Genomic DNA, 17,721 nt, shown 5'->3' on the forward strand with positions numbered 1-17,721 from the left:
GTGTGTTCTAAATTAGAATTATGATGTAACATATAAAGGGGGTGCCGATCATTTCACAGCCTTTCGCATAACAACTTGCTAGGTACGACTGCGTAAGGGGTATTCGTATAGAAGTTGATCATTTGGATGCAATTGCAAAATTACAAAACGATCTTCGGGAGGCGGAGTACGGATGGAAAGCCAAAGCGTTGTGAATAGCGTTAGCAACAAAAAGACGGATAATTTGGAGCTTGGTTATGTGATTTGTAAAAGATGCAGCTCGATAATCGCTACTCTTCCAACAAACCGCGTTAAACGTTTCTATAGTGAATGCTCTGAAGGCTGCGAAAATGAATACGAGGGAGTGAAGGAGTTTGACTAGTACGAAGCGGGTTTTTGACTTCACTGAGGGTGACGGACAAATGAGATCGCTCCTTGGAGGCAAGGGAGCGAATTTGGCAGAGATGACACGGGCCGGCCTGCCTGTTCCGCCGGGTTATACGATTACGACTGAAGCATGTCTGCACTATTTTAAACGCGGAAATCTTATGGATGATCCATTGAAAAACGAAATATTTGAAGCAATGGAGAGATTAGAGACACAAAAAGGCCAACGGTTTGGCGGTTCTCAGAGTCCTCTTCTTGTATCGGTTCGATCCGGATCAGTAACATCTATGCCCGGCATGATGGATACTATACTAAATTTAGGATTGAATGATGAGACGGTTCAAGGCCTGGCCGTTACAACGGGAAACCCCCGCTTTGCTTTTGATTGTTATAGAAGATTGATCCAAATGTTTGGCAATGTTGTGTTTGGTATCGAGCATCATTTTTTCGAAAACAAGCTCTCTATGCTTCTGCAAAAGGAAGAGGTTAATCAGGAGCAGCAGCTTTCCGATGAGGCGTTACGGCAGCTCGTTGAAATATATAAACGTTGTGTAATTGAGCAGGCCGGACAGCCTTTTCCGCAGGATTCACGGCAGCAGCTGCTGCTGGCGGTTGAAGCGGTATTCAAGTCTTGGCATAATCCTAGAGCGAAATACTATAGAAAAATAAATCATATCTCAGATAAGCAAGGGACAGCTGTCAATATTCAAAGCATGGTATTTGGTAATACAGGCGAAACGAGTGGAACGGGCGTTCTATTTACCAGAAATCCGTCTACAGGCGCAAACGAGCTGTTTGGCGAGTTTCTTTACAACGCTCAAGGAGAAGATGTGGTTGCCGGTACTAGGACTCCGCTTCCGATCGTTCAATTAGAAGAAGGCATGCCTGAAGTATATAAGCAGCTGATTACTGCGGCGAAGCAGTTAGAACAACATTTCAAGGATATGCAGGATATCGAGTTTACGGTTGAGCAGGGGAAATTGTACATACTCCAGACAAGAAACGGTAAACGAAATGCTCAGGCCGCTGTGCGATTGGCAGTCGAACTCGTACATGAACAGGTCATTACCAAGAACGAAGCCATCATGCGCATCGAAGCTTCCCATCTTGATCAATTACTGCATAGAGGCCTGGACGAATCCAAGGTTCGAAATGTATTAGCCGTTGGTTTGGCAGCGTCTCCAGGCGCTTCGACGGGCCAGCTTGTATTCGATACCGAGCAAGCCGTTGAATGGAGCAAGGCCGGCAAAAAAGTCATTCTGGCAAGGCCGGAGACGACTCCTGAAGATATTCAAGGCATGTTAGTTTCTGAGGGCGTATTTACCAGCAGAGGAGGATTAACAAGCCATGCTGCGGTTGTTGCTCGCGGAATGGGGAAATCTTGTGTATGCGGATGCGAGGCCGTTCGTATTGATCCGATAAACAAGGTGATGTATGCCGGTTCATCAGTTCTGAGCGAAGGCGATTGGATTACTTTGGACGGCGGAACAGGCCGTATAATCGAAGGGAAGGTTCCTTTGCGAGAAGCAGAAATGTCAAGGGAGCTGGAGGAAATTCTTCGTTGGAGCGATGAAATTCGCGAGTTGAAGGTATTGGCAAATGCGGATACTCCCCGCGATGCGGTTGTGGCACGGCGTCTTGGTGCAGAAGGCATTGGACTTTGCCGAACAGAGCATATGTTTTTTTCTCCGGTTAGACTGCCTGTTGTGCAGAAGATGATATTGGCGGAGTCAATCGGGGAGCGAAAAGCGGCTTTGGAAAAAATACTTCCGATGCAGCAATCCGATTTTTATGAATTGTTCAAGTCGATGTCCGGGCTCCCTGTGACGATCCGGTTACTGGATCCGCCGCTTCATGAATTTTTACCGAATCTTGATGAACTGCACGAGCAAATGCTGGATGTAATTCGTCAGGAGCAGCTTGCAGCAGTAACAGAAGAGAAGAAGGCTCTGCGGGCGGAACGGCAGCAGTTAAGCGAAATGATCCAAAAGGTCGAGGCATTGCAAGAAAAAAATCCGATGTTAGGTCAGCGGGGATGCAGAGTCGGGATCGTATATCCGGAAATTTATGATATGCAAATCGAAGCCATATTCAAGGCGGTTTCCCGCTGCTTAGACGAGGGAGCGGATGTTATCCCGGAATTAATGATCCCGCTGGTTGGGGATGTTACTGAATTAAAGGTGATGCGGGAACTCGTTGACAAGGTAGCTTTACAAGTGCTCGGCAAGGAAAAAATACGATACTGCCATTACAAAGTGGGCACCATGATCGAAGTGCCGCGCGCTGCGCTGACGGCTAAAAGAATTGCTGCACATGCTGACTTTTTTTCATTCGGCACCAATGATTTGACCCAAATGACGTTTGGGTACAGCCGTGACGATGCAGAGCACAAATTCCTTGCTCATTATCTTGATCATAAAATTTTGCAGCATAATCCGTTTCAGGTGCTGGATACAGAAGGCGTCGGGCAGCTGATTGAATTGGCCGTTGCTTCAGGGCGCAGCGTGAAACCCCGCATTAAAACCGGAATTTGCGGGGAGCATGGCGGTGATCGCAAGTCCATCTTCTATTGCCATGAAATAGGCTTGGATTATGTCAGCTGTTCACCTTATCGCATTCCTTTGGCCCGAATTGCCGCTGCGCAAGCAGCTATACATTATCAGAAAGAAAAGGATATTACAGCCGCTGTCTAATAACGATGTGAACAGCTGGTGCCTGTATGTTCAACTATAAATTAATGGAGGGTATTACGATGGAACAAACGTTTATTATGATTAAGCCTGATGGAGTAAACAGAGGTCTTATCGGCGATATTGTTTTGAGATTTGAACGGAAGGGCTTCATTCTGCGGGATGCCAAGCTTATGGTGGTTTCAAGGGAGAAAGCAGAAACGCACTATTCTGATTTGAAAGATAAGCCATTTTTTGGAGAGCTGGTTGATTTTATTTCAGCTGGCCATGTATTTGCTATGGTATGGGAAGGCAAGAACGTCGTCAAACAATCGCGGGCTTTAATTGGAGCAACAAATCCTGCAGAAGCAGTCATAGGAACGATTCGCGGCGACTTTGCTACGGACGTGGCAAGCAATATTATTCACGGTTCTGATTCAATCGAAAGTGCTGAAAGGGAAATTAACTTATTTTTCGGCAGACAAGCGTCATTGGCCTCTTAATATACAAATAACGTCCCGAATAGCAAGTAGAAGGGAAGGCGCCTGTATGCAGGTGTCTTCCCTTCTTTTATTTGGAGCTGTGTATCTCCTGGTATTTGCCCGGAGGACTAACGCCGGTGATGTTCCATTATAAATATGTCAAGAGGCTGTTTCAAAAGGTATAAAAACCTGAGAGACAGCCATTTTTTGTTTTTTGGCTTTGTGCAAGCGGGTAAAAGCTGCCGATTCGCTGATGTAAAAAGTGATTCAGTTTCATTTCACAAAACTAAATCGCGCTCGGGATGCGAGAACGGCGGATTAGTTCTATTTTGCAAACGTAATCGGTCATTTTAAGAAGCTGCTCTCCTAATACGCTGTTTAATTAGGCAAAATCAAACTAACTCGCCGCTATCGGAAAACGATCTTCCAATAGTTTCAGAAAATCGAATTAAACTGCCGGGCGGTGAACGATGCTTCGGCCAGGTAATGAACAGAGCCCCTGCAGCCATTTATTCTTCTGAGACAGCCTCTTTTAGCATTTTGTGGAACAGCTTGTTCGGTTACAAATGCTGTGTCAGGACAGGTGAGCAATTTGAGTCAAATATCGGGCCGTTTTAAGCAACTCTATCGAAAGGGGGCGGAAAGATTACATCATTGCTATTTATTATCGGCTACCCTGTCTTATTAACTGCTCTTACCTTAGGGAATATGGGAGGATTTGTACAAATTCAAGCAATGTCAGAGACGCCAATCGAGGCTATTTACATCATTTTTACTATAGTTATGATTTACGCAGTGAAGCTCGGGACCGCAGTCGGCGGATCATATTGTCCGAAGCAACAGACGAAATGGACCTAAATCGCAACCGGATAGCATGATATCGTTCATCTAATCTTGCAGAAGTACAATAATGTTTCGTCCGCGAATATAATTAATCTGTCCGTCGGGTAGTGGAGGCGCGGACTACCAGCTCTGGCTCCAAATAAACGGTTTTAAGTGAATCCGGGGTTTCTATCAGCTCGAGAATCGTTGTTGCGATTACCGAGGTGATGGTAGCTATAGCAACGCCGACCACGGTCATTGGAATTTCAAGGTCTTCCATCTGAGGCAGATTGTCGTAACTAACGATAGAGATATCTTGTGGTACGGTGAGCCCACGCTCGCCGACGGCTCTAAGAATGCCGCGGGTCAGATCGATGCCGCCGCTGATGACAGCAGTTGGACGTATCGGCTTGTCCAGCATTGCTCGAGCGGCCATATAGCCGTCATGAAATTCCAGGCCGTTCATCTGGAGAATGGAGTCTTTATCGAATGGGAGCCCCAGACGGGTTAGTTCCTCTATAAAGGCTTCTATTTTAACGGTTTGCAACGGATCAGGCGACTGAGGATTCCCTATATAGGCGATATCTTTATGTCCCAATCCTGCCAAATGACGCACGGCTAGACGAACGGCGTGGCCCCGGTTTACGTCAACCGCCGAGTACGGCGAATAACCGGCTGCCCCATAAGTAAGAACCGGTATTTGCAGCGGATTTAAGTTCATGGAGCTGGAAACACTATCCTTATCCCCGAAAACAAGAATCGCATCCACCTGATACCGGCGGAAGATTTCAATCGCTGAATCGATATTGCTCATCGAAAGTAATGTGACGTAGCCTTGTTTTTCGAGCTGTTCGTTTATTTTCGTAATCAGGGTGGAGAGCGCAGCGCGTTCGATGGATGGCCATACGACGCCTATCGCCCCGCTTCTTTTGGAGACGAGACTTCGGGCTGCAATGTTGGGCTGGTAACCCATCTCCTTTGCAATTGAAAGGATATGCTGTTTTGTTTTGTTTTGAACGAGCGGGCTGTCTCTTAACGCCTTGGAGACTGTGGAGAAGCTGACGCCTGCCCTCTCTGCGATATCTTTGATCGTGACCATGGCTTCCCTCCGGAAGGAACTTTTACGTGTACGGGTTCATTGTCGTTCACTTTATCATAAAATACAGGTTTAGCCAAAGAAAGCGGTATATTTTTCGTCTGGACAGTACTATCATAATCGGATATCATAAAAATAACAACGTTGTTAATTTGGTGTTAAGGGTGGTTAACTCATGTTTGATTTACAAAATACAGTATCGGTCGTTATCGGCGGCAATGGGGTTTTAGGCAGTGCGATGTCGTCTGCGCTCGCGGAAGCAGGATCAAAGGTAGCTGTCGTCGGCAGGGATATGGAGAAAGCAAGGCTCGTTTGCGGGCAAATTGAACGGAACGGAGGAACAGCGGTTTCCTTCCAGGCGGATGCGACTAAGAAAGATGAGCTTGAGTCTGTTTTGAAGGATGTGCTGTCTTGGGGCGGACGTGTGGACACACTAGTAAATGCCTCAGGTACGAATAGCCCGACACCTTTTTTTGACTTAGAAATGGATGAATGGGACCGGATCATGGATGTTAACCTCAAGAGCGTAGTTCTGGCATGCCAGGTTTTTGGCAAAAGGATGATTGAACAGGGTGATGGCGGTTCCATTATTAATATTTCTTCCGTGTCCTCTTCACCACCGCTATCTAAGGTGTTTACTTACTCCGCATCGAAGGCGGGAGTGAATAGTATTACCCAATTTTTAGCCCGGGAATTTGCTCCGGACAAGGTAAGGGTTAACGCAATCATTCCAGGTTTCTTCCCTGCTGAGCAGAATAAGAAAATATTATCTCCAGAAAGAGTTGAATCGATTATGCGGCATACGCCAATGAACCGCTTTGGAGATCCGGAGGAGCTTAAGGGAACGGTTGTTTACTTGGCTTCGCCAAAAGCTTCTTCGTTTGTAACAGGCACTTTATTACGGGTAGATGGCGGATTTGGAGCGATGACCATATGAGTGACATTCTTAGAAAGCTAGTTGAGAATACGCCGATTCCAAAGTTAGTGAAGATCCGTCAATCGTTTGACGACACGATACTTGAGGATCCAATCGGAGAATTGATTGAGCAGCTGCGAACAGCCGATTCCATAACGGGAATTACAGAAGGTCAGAAGGTTGCGGTGGCCGTTGGAAGCCGTGGAATTTCCCGAATCGATGAGCTGACCAGGACAGTCATCGATGAGTTGAAGAGGATCGGCGCAGAGCCTTTCATTGTGCCATGTATGGGGAGTCATGGAGGAGCGACAGCTGAAGGGCAGACAGAGGTGCTTGCCCATCTTGGTATAGACGAGGAACGGATGGGCTGCCCGGTCCGATCATCGATGGATGTTATATTGCTGGATCGCCTGCCGAATGGCTTGCCGGTTTACTGTGACAAAATCGCAGCTGAGGAAGCTGACGCAATCGTCGTTATAAACCGTATCAAGCCGCATACCGCTTTTCGGGGGACAATTGAAAGCGGTATGTTTAAAATGATTTCTATCGGACTAGGAAAGCAAAAGGGAGCAGAGGCTTGCCACCAGCTTGGCTTTAAATATATGGCGGAGAACGTACCCGCAATGGCCCGTGTTATGATCGAGAAGCTTCCGATCCGGTTCGGGGTGGCTGTCGTTGAGAATGCGTACGACCAAATTTGCCGGATTGAGGTACTCGGAACGGACATGATGGAGGAAAGAGAGAAGGAGCTGCTAGTAGAGGCGAAGAGCCGGCTCCCGCAAATTCTTTTCACCGATTTGGATGTTCTCGTTATCGATTACATCGGTAAGAACATCAGTGGAGACGGAGCCGATCCGAATATTACAGGCAGGTACCCGACACCTTATGCGCATGGGGGACCTGAGGTGAACAAGATGGTTGTCCTCGATCTGACGCCGGAGTCCCAGGGCAATGCAAATGGGGTAGGCACAGCCGATTTTACGACGAGCCGGTTAGTCAGTAAGACAGATTGGCCCGCCACCTATGCGAATGGACTAACCTCAACAGTCTGTGCGCCTACGAAACAGGCGACAACGCTTGAGAATGACCGTGATGCCATTAAAGCTGCGATCAAAACATGTAACATTCTGGATTATTCACAATGCAAGCTGGTTCGCATACGCGATACGCTTCATCTCGGAACCATTGAAATTTCCGAAGCGCTGCTTGAGGAAGCAAAAAGCAATCCACGCATTGAAATTTTGGAAGGTCCTTACGAGTGGAAGTTCGACGAGGAAGGTTATTTACCAAAATGAGTGCAGATAAAACAATGGTTATAGCCATTGATATCGGAACGACCAGCACGAAGACTTTGGCCGTTGATCTTGCAGGGAAAATTCACTGCAGCCACTCCATTGCATATCCGCTGCATACGCCGAGACCCGGCTTTGCGGAGCAGGATCTCGATGTTATATTCGAGGCTGTATTAGATGCTGTTTGACATGTGATGAAGAAGAGCGGTTTATGTGCAGACGATATACGGTGTGTTGCCTTCAGCTCAGCCAATCACAGCTTGATATTGCTGGATGCGGATGGACGCCCGCTCACCTCAAGCATTACCTGGGCGGATCAGCGCAGCGCGGCCCAAGCGGAGCGATTGATGAAGGATGGAACGGGATTGCCGGTGTATTTGCGGACGGGGACACCGATCCACCCAATGTCGCCGCTCGTCAAGCTGATCTGGATGAGGGAAGAACGTCCGGAGCTGTTCCGCTCCGCGCAACATTTCGTCGGCATAAAGGAATATATTTTGAATAAGCTATTCGGAATTATGATTATGGATTATTCCATCGCGAGCGCTACCGGATTATTCAACCTGGAAACCTTGACATGGGATAGTGAAGCCTTGCTTCTTGCAGGTGTCCGTGAGAATCAGCTGCCCCGATTAGTGCCGACCACGGAACGCATCGAAGGGCTGAAGAAAGAGGCGGCTGAGCGTATGGGTCTAAGTTCGGCCACACCGTTCATTGTCGGAGCGCAGGATGGCGTGCTTGCCAATCTCGGTATTGGCGCGGTGGACGAAGGGGTGCTGGCAGTGACGATTGGCACGAGCGGCGCTGTTCGGGCCACTGTAACAAGGCCGGCACTTGATCCGGAAGGGAAGCTGTTCTGCTATGCTTTGGCGAAGGATCATTGGATTATAGGAGGGGCCTCCAACAATGGAGCTATCGTTGCCAGGTGGATTTCAGAACGTCTATATCCCGGAAAACCTTTGGAAGAGGTACTTCCTCTAGCTGCTGCTGTGCCGCCGGGGGCGAACGGCCTTCTCTTTCTACCGCTCTTATCGGGAGAACGGGCACCATTCTGGGACGCGCAGGCCAAAGGAGTTATGTTCGGACTGACACTGGCTCATATCGAGAAGGATATGCTCCGAGCCGCAATGGAAGGTGTTTTGTTCCAAATTACGGCGATCGTTTCTTTAATGAAGCGGGCAGGAGGAAAGCCTAAGGAGGTTCGGGCATCGGGAGGCTTTGCCCGTTCTGCATTATGGTGCCAGATGATGGCTGACATGCTGGGCGTACCTGTTCGTGTACCCGAGTCAGTAGAAAGCTCAGGACTAGGAGCTGCACAGCTTGGATTGTATGCCATGGATGGCTGCAGCGGACCGCTGCTTAGGTGGACGGAGATAGAGGGCATCCTGTTTGAACCGGTAGAAGCGAACCACAAGCTGTATCAAGGATTACTTCCGCTATATTTAAATATATATGATAGATTAAAAGAGTCCATGAGGGAAATATCGGAACTGCAGCATACAGCTGTCGGGTGACTTTAGCTGAAGGAGGGATCAATAACATGCATGATAAATATAGCACGCTGCAAGCGATTCTAACTGAGATGGAATCCGTAGTCGTTGCGTTCTCAGGAGGCGTTGACAGCACTTTTCTTCTGGATGCCGCAATAAAGACGCTTGGAAGCGAGCGTGTCTTGGCCGTCACAGCTGATTCGGAAACGTATCCCACAGAAGAGCTTGCGGAAGCGATTGAGCTGGCGAAGCGATTAGGAGCGGTTCATAAGGTGATAGAGACGTCTGAGCTGAATATTCCAGGCTACAAAGAGAATAACGCGAACCGTTGTTATTTTTGCAAAAAGAGCTTATTCGAGCATTTAGAGCCGTTTGTAAAGGACGGGGCTTACCGTCATATCGTCTATGGGCTTATAGCAGACGACATGAATGAGCATAGGCCAGGGGTTCAAGCGGCGAAAGAACGAGGCGTGCGGGGACCTTTGCAGGAAGCGGGTCTTTATAAAGAAGAAATCCGGGATCTGTCCCGTGAGCACGGACTCGCAACTTGGGATAAGCCTTCATTCGCTTGTCTTTCTTCCCGGATCGCATACGGAGAGACCATCACGATCGAGAAGCTTGGCCGTGTCGGAGAAGCCGAACGCTATATTCGTTCACTTGGCTTTGGTCAAGTAAGGGTAAGAAGTCATGGTGATATTGCCCGCATCGAAGTGGAACCAGGAGCAATGGAGCTGCTCATTGGTCATGCTTCGCACATTTCAGACAGACTGAAAGAGCTTGGTTTTATCTATGTGGCAATGGACCTTTCCGGTTATCGCAGCGGCAGTATGAATAAAGTGCTTGAACGTGGAGGCTCGGCGATATGAATGAGTTTGAAGATCTTGGTTTCTGCAAGCTTGATGTGGGACGCAGCGAACGGACGGGACATCCGGAGGTCGTTTTTGGGCAGGGAAAGACAATGGATCAAGTTGAAACGATCTTCTCCCGGCTCGTGGAGATTCACGGCAGGGCGCTTGTTACCCGGGCAACATTCGAGATGGCGGAGCGAGTGATCGCAAGATACCCGGAGGCGAGTTATGATGAAAGATCCCGACTCATCTCCCTGGGTCAATCTGCGCGGATGCTACCAGGAAAGGTAGCTGTGCTGACCGGAGGGACTTCAGATATCCCGGTGGCAGAGGAAGCGGCAGGGACTGCTGAATGGATGGGCTGCAAGGTCGATCGTATCTTTGACGTCGGTGTTGCTGGGATCGATCGGCTGCTTAGCCAAAAGGACCGGATTAGGGAAGCTTCGGTTGTGATCGGGGTCGCCGGTATGGAGGGCGCCTTGGTCAGCGTAGTCGGAGGACTTGTGCGCAGACCGGTTATAGCCGTACCTACATCAATAGGATACGGTGCAAATCTACAAGGCATTACAACGCTGCTTGCTATGATGACCTCGTGCGCAGCCGGCGTTACGGTGGTCAACATCGATAACGGCTTCGGTGCGGGCTTTCAAGCAGCTATGATCTTACAATTGGTAGCGGAGGGCGCTTAGGATGAGGACGGTCTATTTGGATTGTATTTCTGGCATCGCAGGAGATATGGCGCTGTCCGCATTGGTGGATCTGGGTGCTGATCCGGACTACATTATCAGCCATTTAGTGAAATTGCCAATCGATCCATTTACGATGGAATTCGTACAGGTGGATCGAAGGGGGATTACGGCGAAATGGCTAAAGCTAAACTTTGATCAAATTGATCGTAACGACGGTCATGTACACCTGCACCAACATGATCACAGCCATGATCACCAACATGATCACCAACATGATCATAGCCATCACAGCCATGATCATAAACATGATCACAAACATGATCAACATCATGAACTGCTTATTTCTATTGAGTCTCATACGCATCATAAGAGTTCACATTCGCATGAGCATACACATGTTCACTCACATGGTCATTCTCATTCGCACTCCCATGAGCACTCTCATAAGCACTCGCACGAGCATAGAAAAGCATCCGACATTCTTCGGATGATCGAAGTTTCAAGCTTGCCAGAGCGTGTTAAAGAGAGGAGTCTGACGATATTCCGCTTGATCGCCGAAGCGGAAGGCAAGATCCATGGCATGGACCCGGCCGACGTCCATTTTCACGAAGTGGGAGCGATGGACTCCATTTTGGACGTTATTGGCGTTTGCTTGGCTCTGGAGAGCCTCGATGCCGGAAAAATAATCGTTTCTCCCGTTCCAACTGGAACAGGCAGGCTCCGTATGGCCCATGGTTTGTATCCGATCCCGGCTCCTGCGACGGCGGAGCTGCTGCGCGGCGTGCCTTTATCTTCGTTCACGGCTATGGGTGAATTGACGACGCCAACCGGTGCTGGGATCGTCAAGGCATTGGCCTCTGAATTCGGTCCATTGCCTGCTGGGACGATTGACCGAATTGGATATGGCGCAGGCACCAAAAATTTCGACCATCCGAACGTTGTAAGAGCGATTTTATTTCAGCAGGAGCAGAAGGAAAGCGCCAAAGAAACGATTGTCGTACTCGAAGCGCAGGTGGATGATTCGACGGGTGAGACGCTTGGTTATGCGATGGAAAGGCTGTTCGAAGCCGGAGCACTCGATGTTTATCATACTCCGGTATATATGAAAAAAAATCGTCCCGGTGTTCTCGTTAGTGTTCTATGCTATCCGGCAAACAGCGAACGTTGTGAAGAGACACTTCTCGCGGAAACGTCCACCTTCGGCGTACGCAGGAGCGAATGGCAGCGCAGAGCGCTTGAACGTCAGTGGATTCAGGTGGAAACCCCTTTCGGATCCATTCGGGTGAAGCAGGCTATTGACGGAGAGAGGATTATTCGCCAATCTCCAGAATTTGAAGATGCGGCTCAAGCTGCAAGAACGTTTGGTGTCTCTCTTGAAACCGTCTATCGCGAAGTATATAAACGGTTAAAAGAATAGCATAGGGGGATATTAGTGGAGTTTATAGGTTTGTTAGCGTTGTCTATATTGCTTGGTTTACGTCATGGTATTGATTATGACCATATAGCGGCTTTGGCCGACATAACCGGTGGGAGCACTGGTTCGAAAAAAGAAAGGTTGAAGCTGTCGCTATGGTACGCGGGCGGTCATGAGGCAGTCATTTTTATTTTGGGCTGCAGCATTTTGTTGTTTGCTTGGACCGTGCCTATTTGGGCCGACCACCTGATGGGTAAAGCGGTAGGACTCACCCTAATATTCATGTCGGTCCTTATGCTGCTTGGAAGACGAAATGGTAAAGCTGCTTATTGGAGCCGCGGCATTAGCATGTTTCAGAAGCTTAGGCGGAGTAACAGCGAGCCGTTTACCTTTACGCGGCGGAATGTATTTACTATTGGAATTATACACGGCATTGGCGCGGAAACACCGACTCAGCTATTGCTGTTTACAACTGTGGCAGGAGCCGCGGCGGTTAATCACGGGATTTTTGCAGTCGCGGCCTTCAGCTGCGGTTTACTAATTTCCCATGCGATCATAGCCATTATAAGTATTTGGTTTCATGATTTATCCAAAAAAATTCGTCCAATGCTTCCAATTACGATGTATGCCGCTTGCCTGTTCAGTTTTGTTCTTGGAGTAAGCTATTTGCTAGAGTAATTGCGGTCTTTTTTAACAACGTTGTTATCGGCGATATAACGTAAGTGGAATAAGGCAATTATTACTGTCTATGGAATAACTAAAAAGGGGAAATGAAAATGACTACTCAAACGGTTGTTAGTTTGGCTGATCTACGAAATACTGTTGAACGCTTGGCTCTCAGCATGCCCGTCACCGATATGCATACGCATTTATATGCGCCTGAATTTGGAAACTTGCTTTTGTGGGGCATAGATGAATTGCTGACCTATCATTATTTGATTTCGGAATCGTTCCGCTGGTCGGAGGAAGAATACAGTCACTTCTGGTCTATGTCCAAACGTGAACAAGCGGACTGGATATGGAAATTGCTATTCCTTGACCATTCTCCGGTAAGCGAGGCTGCTAGCGGCTTCATTACGATTCTCAAACGCCTTGGACTGGACGTATCCTCGCGTAACCTGGACGATTACCGCCTTGCACTTGAGAAACGCACGGTGCATGAACAGGTTGATGCCGTCATGCAAATCGCGGGTATTGAGAAGATCGTCATGACTAACGACCCGTTCGATCCCGCAGAACGTCCTATCTGGCAGTCAGGCAAAGGGAAAACAGATCCCCGATTTTATGCAGCGCTTCGGGTTGATGCACTGCTGAATGACTGGCCGCATGCCGTCAATGAGCTTCAAAGTCTTGGTTACGATGTGCAAGCCGAGTGGACAGATCGGACGAAAGCGGAAACCCGCCGTTTTCTATCGGAATGGATCATCCGTATGGATGCCCTCTATCTTGCTGTTTCCATGCCTGGCGACTTTAAATATCCGGCCGAAGATCATCGAAGCAAGATGATTGACGAGGTTATGATTCCGGTATGCCAAGAGCAAAATATTCCTTTTGCGCTTATGATTGGCGTCCGGAGAAAAGTGAACCCGTCGCTTGGATTAGCAGGCGATATGAGCATGCTGTCTGATGTGTCGGCTGTTGAAGCATTATGCCGCCGTTATCCGGAGCAGAAGTTTCTTATCACGATGCTGGCTAGAGAAAATCAGCATGAATTGACGGTGCTTGCCCGTAAGTTCCGCAATCTGATGATTTTTGGATGCTGGTGGTTTCTGCATATCGAATCCATGGTTGAGGAGATGACGCGATTCCGCTTGGAACTGCTTGGTACTTCGATGATCCCGCAGCACTCCGACTGCCGTGTCTTCGAGCAGCTGATCTATAAATGGGAGTATTCGAGAAAAATCATCGGGAATGTGCTGGCGGACAAATACGAGAAGCTGCATCATAGCGGTTGGAACGTGACAGAAGAGGAAATAAAAAGAGATTTGGATGATATGTTGAACCGGAATTTCTGGCGCTTTCTTGGCAAGGGGCAGTAAGAGGCAAGAGGCATATTTTGAAAGAAACACTTCGTATCGAACAGTTATTGGATATTTTACGTCAGCTCATTTAACAGCTGCAAAAAGAAAAAGCGACACAGAGTAATCATCAGAAGCTGCAAGCAGTCTCATGACCTCTCATCGTTAAAAACTGCATTTTTACAATCGTTGATCGACCAGCCTGCATGAGACGAGACAGAGTTAATCCGTCTTTATTTTACCGGTAGTCCATGCTTTTATTCATATTAGTTCGAGTGAAATATGCGATATCAAGAAAAAAACGGCTCTTCCATCTTGGAGATGGAAGTCCGTTTTTTTTGCGTGATGCTAGGAAATCATAATGCGTATCGATTGATGGAAAAGCAAAAACGCTAACGGATGAGGTGTAAGCAAAATTCCAGATCAGACTGCAGATGTTCTTTCATCAGCTGCTCTGCGAAATTGCCGTTGTGCGCCTTTATGGCTTCACAGATTTCATGGTGCTCATCAATGAGAAAGGGGCGGTGGTGATAAACGACGGTGTGCCGAAATAGATAAATAACGGATTGCATGCGGTCGAATAAATCGATCATGAGCGAATTGTTGCTGGCACGCATGATGATTTCGTGGAATTCCTTGTTGGCTTCCATAATTTCGTCCAGCTCGCCGGAGCGGCCGATTTCTACGCAATGCTCCAGTGCAAGAAGCTCTTTCTCGGACAAGTAGGAGGCAGCGCACTTAGCCGCATGCCCTTCGATCAGCTTTCTCAGCTCGAAAGTGTTGCGCAAATCGGTTTCCGATAGCTTCACGACTCGTTTATTGACGACAAGCCCTTCCTGCTCCAGCTTGCGGATGGACTCGCGGATTGGTGTACGGCTGACGTTGAGCTCGGCGGCAAGCTTCTCCTCAACCAGCTTAGTTCCTTGGGCAAGCGTTCCGTTCAGAATCATGTCCCTTATCTCTTTGTAAGACTGTTGGTATGCAGTAATGGATTTATGGTTGCTGCGTTGCATCCTTATTCACCTCTACTGTCTACTTTAGCGAAAAGCTCAGCTATAAACAATCTTTTATGGCTAGGCTAATTGAAAATGTATTCCAAAATAAAAAAACTGTATACAAAATAAAAAATATTGTTTACAATATGAAAAGTGATAGCGATTGACAACGTTTACAAAATTGGTTGGAGGGATAACAACATGAAGAAGCGAATCGGATTTATCGGATTGGGCATTATGGGCCGCCCGATGTCATCAAACCTGCTGAAAGCTGGTTATGAGCTGAGCGTATTCGATATTAATAAAGAGGCTGTTACAGCACTTGCGGCCGAGGGCGCAAGGGCAGCGGCGTCGCCAAAGGAAGTTGCAGAGCACAGCGAAATTATATTTACGATGCTGCCGAATTCCCAGCATGTCAAAGAAGTTATTTTGGGTGAGAACGGGATTTTGAATGGGGCATCCAAAGGAAGCGTCATCATTGATATGAGCTCGATCTCGCCGGTTGTATCCAAGGAGCTGTCGGTGAAAGCGGCTGATGCTGGTCTAAATATGCTGGATGCGCCTGTAAGCGGAGGAGAGCCGAAAGCGATCGACGGTACGCTGGCGATTATGGTTGGCGGCAGTGAGAGCGTATTTGAGAGCGTGCAGGATGTGCTTCACGTGCTCGGAGAAGATGTAACGCTGGTCGGCGACAATGGCTGCGGCGCAACAGCGAAGCTGGCTAATCAAATTATCGTCAATCTCAACATTGCGGCGATGTCGGAAGCGCTCGTATTCGCGGCAAAAGCGGGAATCAATGTCGAGAAGATGTATCAGGCGATCCGCGGCGGTCTGGCGGGCAGTGCCGTGCTCGATGCTAAAGTGCCGCTCATTCTGAAGCGCAACTTCGTAGCCGGGGGACGCATCGATATTAACCTTAAAGACATGACGAATGTGATGGAAACCGCTCATGATATCGGAGTGCCGCTGCCGCTGAGCAGCCAGCTGCTGGAAATATTCCACGCGCTTAAAGTCGATGGCAAAGCTGCCGACGATCATGGCGGCATCGTTCAATATTTCGAGAAGCTTGCAGGCGTTGAGGTTAAAGGCGTGTAACAAAAGCCTGGCCAACAGGAAAATTTGCATACCGTTATTAAAGCTTGATCATAAGTCATTCAAAATGAGGTGGATACAACATGATTCGCGAGGCAAAACATACTACGCTTGCGGCTGTACAGGCAGAGCTGCCGGCCGAATGGGACAACAGCGGTCTGCGGCAGGAAATCAAGCGGCTCAACGACTCCCGGAACCGGAAAATTATCGTTCTGGACGATGATCCAACAGGAGTACAGACGGTTCATGACATTAATGTATTGACTGAGTGGGATAAAGAACTGCTGTCGGAGGCGTTCGATGCTCCGGAATCGCTCTTTTATATTTTGACAAATACCAGGGGACTTGACGCTGAAACCGCAGAGCGGATTAATCGCGAGATTGCCCGCAACGTGCAAGCGGTTGCTAACGAGAAAGGGAAGTCGTTCACCTTTGTCAGCCGCAGCGATTCCATGCTGCGCGGGTATTATCCGCTGGAAACGGATGTCCTTTCGGAGGAAGTGTCGCGTCTGAGCGGCCATAGCTACGACGGACAGCTTATTATCCCTGCTTTCTTCGAGGCCGGACGCGTAACGTACGGCAACACCCATTACATGATAGAGGGAGAAACGCTTATTCCCGTGCAAGAGACGGAATTCGCCAAGGATAAAGTGTTTGGCTATGAGAACGGCAACTTGACTGCGTGGGTTGAAGAGAAAACCGATGGTCGTATCAAAAGCGAACAATGTCTAGTGATTTCACTGGAGCAGTTGCGCAAGGGGCCTGACGTCGTCAAAAAGGTGCTGCTCGAAGCTGCGGGCAACGTGCCGGTAGTCGTCAACGCGCTCACTTACGCGGATATGGATGTGCTTTCACTGGCTCTGCTGCAGGCGGAGGAGGAAGGCAAGTCGTTTATTTTCCGCACAGCGGCATCATTCGTGAAATCATATGCCGGCATCTCGGATCAGGATTACCTGCCGAAGGAGAAGCTGATTGCAAGCGGACAGGAGAGCCATGGCGGTATTGTCGTCGTAGGATCTTATGTGCAGAAAACAACGCGGCAGCTGGGGCATTTGCTCACTTTTCCGGGTATCGTTGCTCTGGAGATCGACGTGGAGCAGGTTCTCGATCCTGCAGCGTACAAACTTGAGATTAGCCGGGTCATTGCTCAAGCGAACAAACATATTGCCGAAGGCAGCAATGTCGTCGTATTCAGCAGCCGCAAGCTAATCGCAGTGGACAACGTAGCTGACAATTTCAAAATCAGCCAGACAGTATCGGGAGCGCTTGTTGAAATTGTGCAGTCTCTTGAGGTCGTTCCGAAGTTTATTATTGCCAAAGGAGGCATTACTTCCAGCGATGTGGCGACAAAGGGTCTTGCCATCCGCAAGGCGCGTGTCCTTGGCCAGGTTGCGGCGGGCATACCTGTGTGGGAAACCGGGGATGAAGCCAAATTCAGCGGCATTCCGTACATCGTCTTCCCGGGCAATGTAGGCGGGGAGAGGACACTGCTTGAGACTGTCGAGAAAATCGAGAGTAAATAGCAGAGCTCA

15 protein-coding genes and 1 pseudogene are annotated in these 17,721 nt (G+C 48.5%); 14 read left to right on the plus strand and 2 right to left on the minus strand.

What is annotated here, in order from left to right:
* Nucleotides 1-172: 172 nt before the first annotated feature.
* The 3 genes from AC0YNZ_RS15855 to ndk are packed head-to-tail and all read left to right on the plus strand — an operon-like array spanning nt 173 to nt 3,538.
* Nucleotides 173-361 (plus strand): hypothetical protein, encoded by a 189-nt coding sequence (locus AC0YNZ_RS15855; RefSeq protein ID WP_475827524.1) that lies wholly within the window; start codon nt 173-175, stop codon nt 359-361.
* Nucleotides 354-3,059 (plus strand): pyruvate, phosphate dikinase, encoded by a 2,706-nt coding sequence (gene ppdK, locus AC0YNZ_RS15860; RefSeq protein ID WP_475827525.1) that lies wholly within the window; start codon nt 354-356, stop codon nt 3,057-3,059. The genes AC0YNZ_RS15855 and ppdK overlap by 8 nt, the downstream gene beginning before the upstream one ends.
* Nucleotides 3,060-3,118: 59 nt before the next feature.
* Complete coding sequence (ndk, locus tag AC0YNZ_RS15865) at nt 3,119-3,538, plus strand: nucleoside-diphosphate kinase (RefSeq protein WP_475827526.1); 420 nt, start codon at nt 3,119-3,121, stop codon at nt 3,536-3,538.
* 910 nt (nt 3,539-4,448) lie between these two features.
* Here ndk and AC0YNZ_RS15870 read toward each other — a convergent pair.
* Entirely contained in the window at nt 4,449-5,438 is a 990-nt protein-coding gene (locus AC0YNZ_RS15870) for a substrate-binding domain-containing protein (RefSeq protein WP_475827527.1), read from the minus strand.
* Between the two features lie 172 nt (nt 5,439-5,610).
* Between AC0YNZ_RS15870 and AC0YNZ_RS15875 the strand changes: the two genes are divergently transcribed.
* The 9 genes and pseudogenes from AC0YNZ_RS15875 (at nt 5,611) to AC0YNZ_RS15915 (ending at nt 14,123) form a co-directional block, all read left to right on the plus strand.
* Nucleotides 5,611-6,372 carry an SDR family oxidoreductase gene (locus AC0YNZ_RS15875; protein ID WP_475827528.1) on the plus strand — a complete coding sequence of 254 codons (762 nt, stop codon included), beginning with the start codon at nt 5,611-5,613 and terminating at the stop codon, nt 6,370-6,372.
* On the plus strand, nt 6,369-7,646 hold the full coding sequence (locus AC0YNZ_RS15880; RefSeq protein ID WP_475827529.1) for a nickel pincer cofactor-dependent isomerase, group 22: 1,278 nt from the start codon (nt 6,369-6,371) through the stop codon (nt 7,644-7,646). Before AC0YNZ_RS15875 ends, AC0YNZ_RS15880 begins: the two co-directional genes overlap by 4 nt.
* Before the next feature lie 14 nt (nt 7,647-7,660).
* Nucleotides 7,661-8,383 (plus strand): annotated as a pseudogene (locus tag AC0YNZ_RS15885) (FGGY family carbohydrate kinase); the annotation flags it as partial.
* Between the two features lie 42 nt (nt 8,384-8,425).
* Nucleotides 8,426-9,157 (plus strand): FGGY-family carbohydrate kinase, encoded by a 732-nt coding sequence (locus tag AC0YNZ_RS15890; protein WP_475827595.1) that lies wholly within the window; start codon nt 8,426-8,428, stop codon nt 9,155-9,157.
* A 26-nt stretch (nt 9,158-9,183) separates the two neighbouring features.
* Entirely contained in the window at nt 9,184-9,999 is an 816-nt protein-coding gene (gene larE / locus AC0YNZ_RS15895; protein WP_475827530.1) for an ATP-dependent sacrificial sulfur transferase LarE, read from the plus strand.
* Nucleotides 9,996-10,670 carry a nickel pincer cofactor biosynthesis protein LarB gene (gene larB / locus AC0YNZ_RS15900; RefSeq protein WP_475827531.1) on the plus strand — a complete coding sequence of 225 codons (675 nt, stop codon included), beginning with the start codon at nt 9,996-9,998 and terminating at the stop codon, nt 10,668-10,670. The genes larE and larB overlap by 4 nt, the downstream gene beginning before the upstream one ends.
* A 1-nt stretch (nt 10,671) precedes the next feature.
* Entirely contained in the window at nt 10,672-12,087 is a 1,416-nt protein-coding gene (larC, locus tag AC0YNZ_RS15905; RefSeq protein WP_475827532.1) for a nickel pincer cofactor biosynthesis protein LarC, read from the plus strand.
* 15 nt (nt 12,088-12,102) lie between these two features.
* Entirely contained in the window at nt 12,103-12,762 is a 660-nt protein-coding gene (locus AC0YNZ_RS15910; RefSeq protein ID WP_475827533.1) for a HoxN/HupN/NixA family nickel/cobalt transporter, read from the plus strand.
* Between the two features lie 98 nt (nt 12,763-12,860).
* Entirely contained in the window at nt 12,861-14,123 is a 1,263-nt protein-coding gene (locus tag AC0YNZ_RS15915) for a glucuronate isomerase (RefSeq protein WP_475827534.1), read from the plus strand.
* Between the two features lie 371 nt (nt 14,124-14,494).
* On the opposite strand, the gene AC0YNZ_RS15920 is transcribed toward AC0YNZ_RS15915, so the two are convergent.
* Nucleotides 14,495-15,115, minus strand: coding sequence for a GntR family transcriptional regulator (locus tag AC0YNZ_RS15920; RefSeq protein WP_475827535.1), 621 nt, complete (start codon nt 15,113-15,115; stop codon nt 14,495-14,497).
* A gap of 183 nt (nt 15,116-15,298) precedes the next feature.
* Between AC0YNZ_RS15920 and garR the strand changes: the two genes are divergently transcribed.
* Both garR and AC0YNZ_RS15930 read left to right on the plus strand, forming a co-directional pair.
* The gene (gene garR, locus AC0YNZ_RS15925) at nt 15,299-16,192 is read left to right on the plus strand and encodes a 2-hydroxy-3-oxopropionate reductase (RefSeq protein ID WP_475827536.1); all 894 of its coding nucleotides are present in this window, start codon (nt 15,299-15,301) and stop codon (nt 16,190-16,192) included.
* 80 nt (nt 16,193-16,272) lie between these two features.
* Nucleotides 16,273-17,712 carry a four-carbon acid sugar kinase family protein gene (locus AC0YNZ_RS15930; protein WP_475827537.1) on the plus strand — a complete coding sequence of 480 codons (1,440 nt, stop codon included), beginning with the start codon at nt 16,273-16,275 and terminating at the stop codon, nt 17,710-17,712.
* The last annotated feature ends 9 nt before the right edge of the window (nt 17,713-17,721 follow it).

It is taken from the genome of Paenibacillus sp. J2L1-98 (assembly GCF_056269405.1).

Excerpts from the sequence above, each read along its gene's own strand:
- AC0YNZ_RS15915 (WP_475827534.1), top strand. The coding sequence starts at position 12,861 with ATGACTACTCAAACGGTTGTTAGTTTGGCTGATCTACGAAATACTGTT.
- garR (WP_475827536.1), top strand. The coding sequence starts at position 15,299 with ATGAAGAAGCGAATCGGATTTATCGGATTGGGCATTATGGGCCGCCCG.
- AC0YNZ_RS15875 (WP_475827528.1), top strand. The coding sequence starts at position 5,611 with ATGTTTGATTTACAAAATACAGTATCGGTCGTTATCGGCGGCAATGGG.
- ndk (WP_475827526.1), top strand. The coding sequence starts at position 3,119 with ATGGAACAAACGTTTATTATGATTAAGCCTGATGGAGTAAACAGAGGT.
- larB (WP_475827531.1), top strand. The coding sequence starts at position 9,996 with ATGAATGAGTTTGAAGATCTTGGTTTCTGCAAGCTTGATGTGGGACGC.
- larE (WP_475827530.1), top strand. The coding sequence starts at position 9,184 with ATGCATGATAAATATAGCACGCTGCAAGCGATTCTAACTGAGATGGAA.
- AC0YNZ_RS15930 (WP_475827537.1), top strand. The coding sequence starts at position 16,273 with ATGATTCGCGAGGCAAAACATACTACGCTTGCGGCTGTACAGGCAGAG.
- larC (WP_475827532.1), top strand. The coding sequence starts at position 10,672 with ATGAGGACGGTCTATTTGGATTGTATTTCTGGCATCGCAGGAGATATG.
- AC0YNZ_RS15870 (WP_475827527.1), bottom strand. The coding sequence starts at position 5,438 with ATGGTCACGATCAAAGATATCGCAGAGAGGGCAGGCGTCAGCTTCTCC.
- AC0YNZ_RS15855 (WP_475827524.1), top strand. The coding sequence starts at position 173 with ATGGAAAGCCAAAGCGTTGTGAATAGCGTTAGCAACAAAAAGACGGAT.
- AC0YNZ_RS15920 (WP_475827535.1), bottom strand. The coding sequence starts at position 15,115 with ATGCAACGCAGCAACCATAAATCCATTACTGCATACCAACAGTCTTAC.
- AC0YNZ_RS15880 (WP_475827529.1), top strand. The coding sequence starts at position 6,369 with ATGAGTGACATTCTTAGAAAGCTAGTTGAGAATACGCCGATTCCAAAG.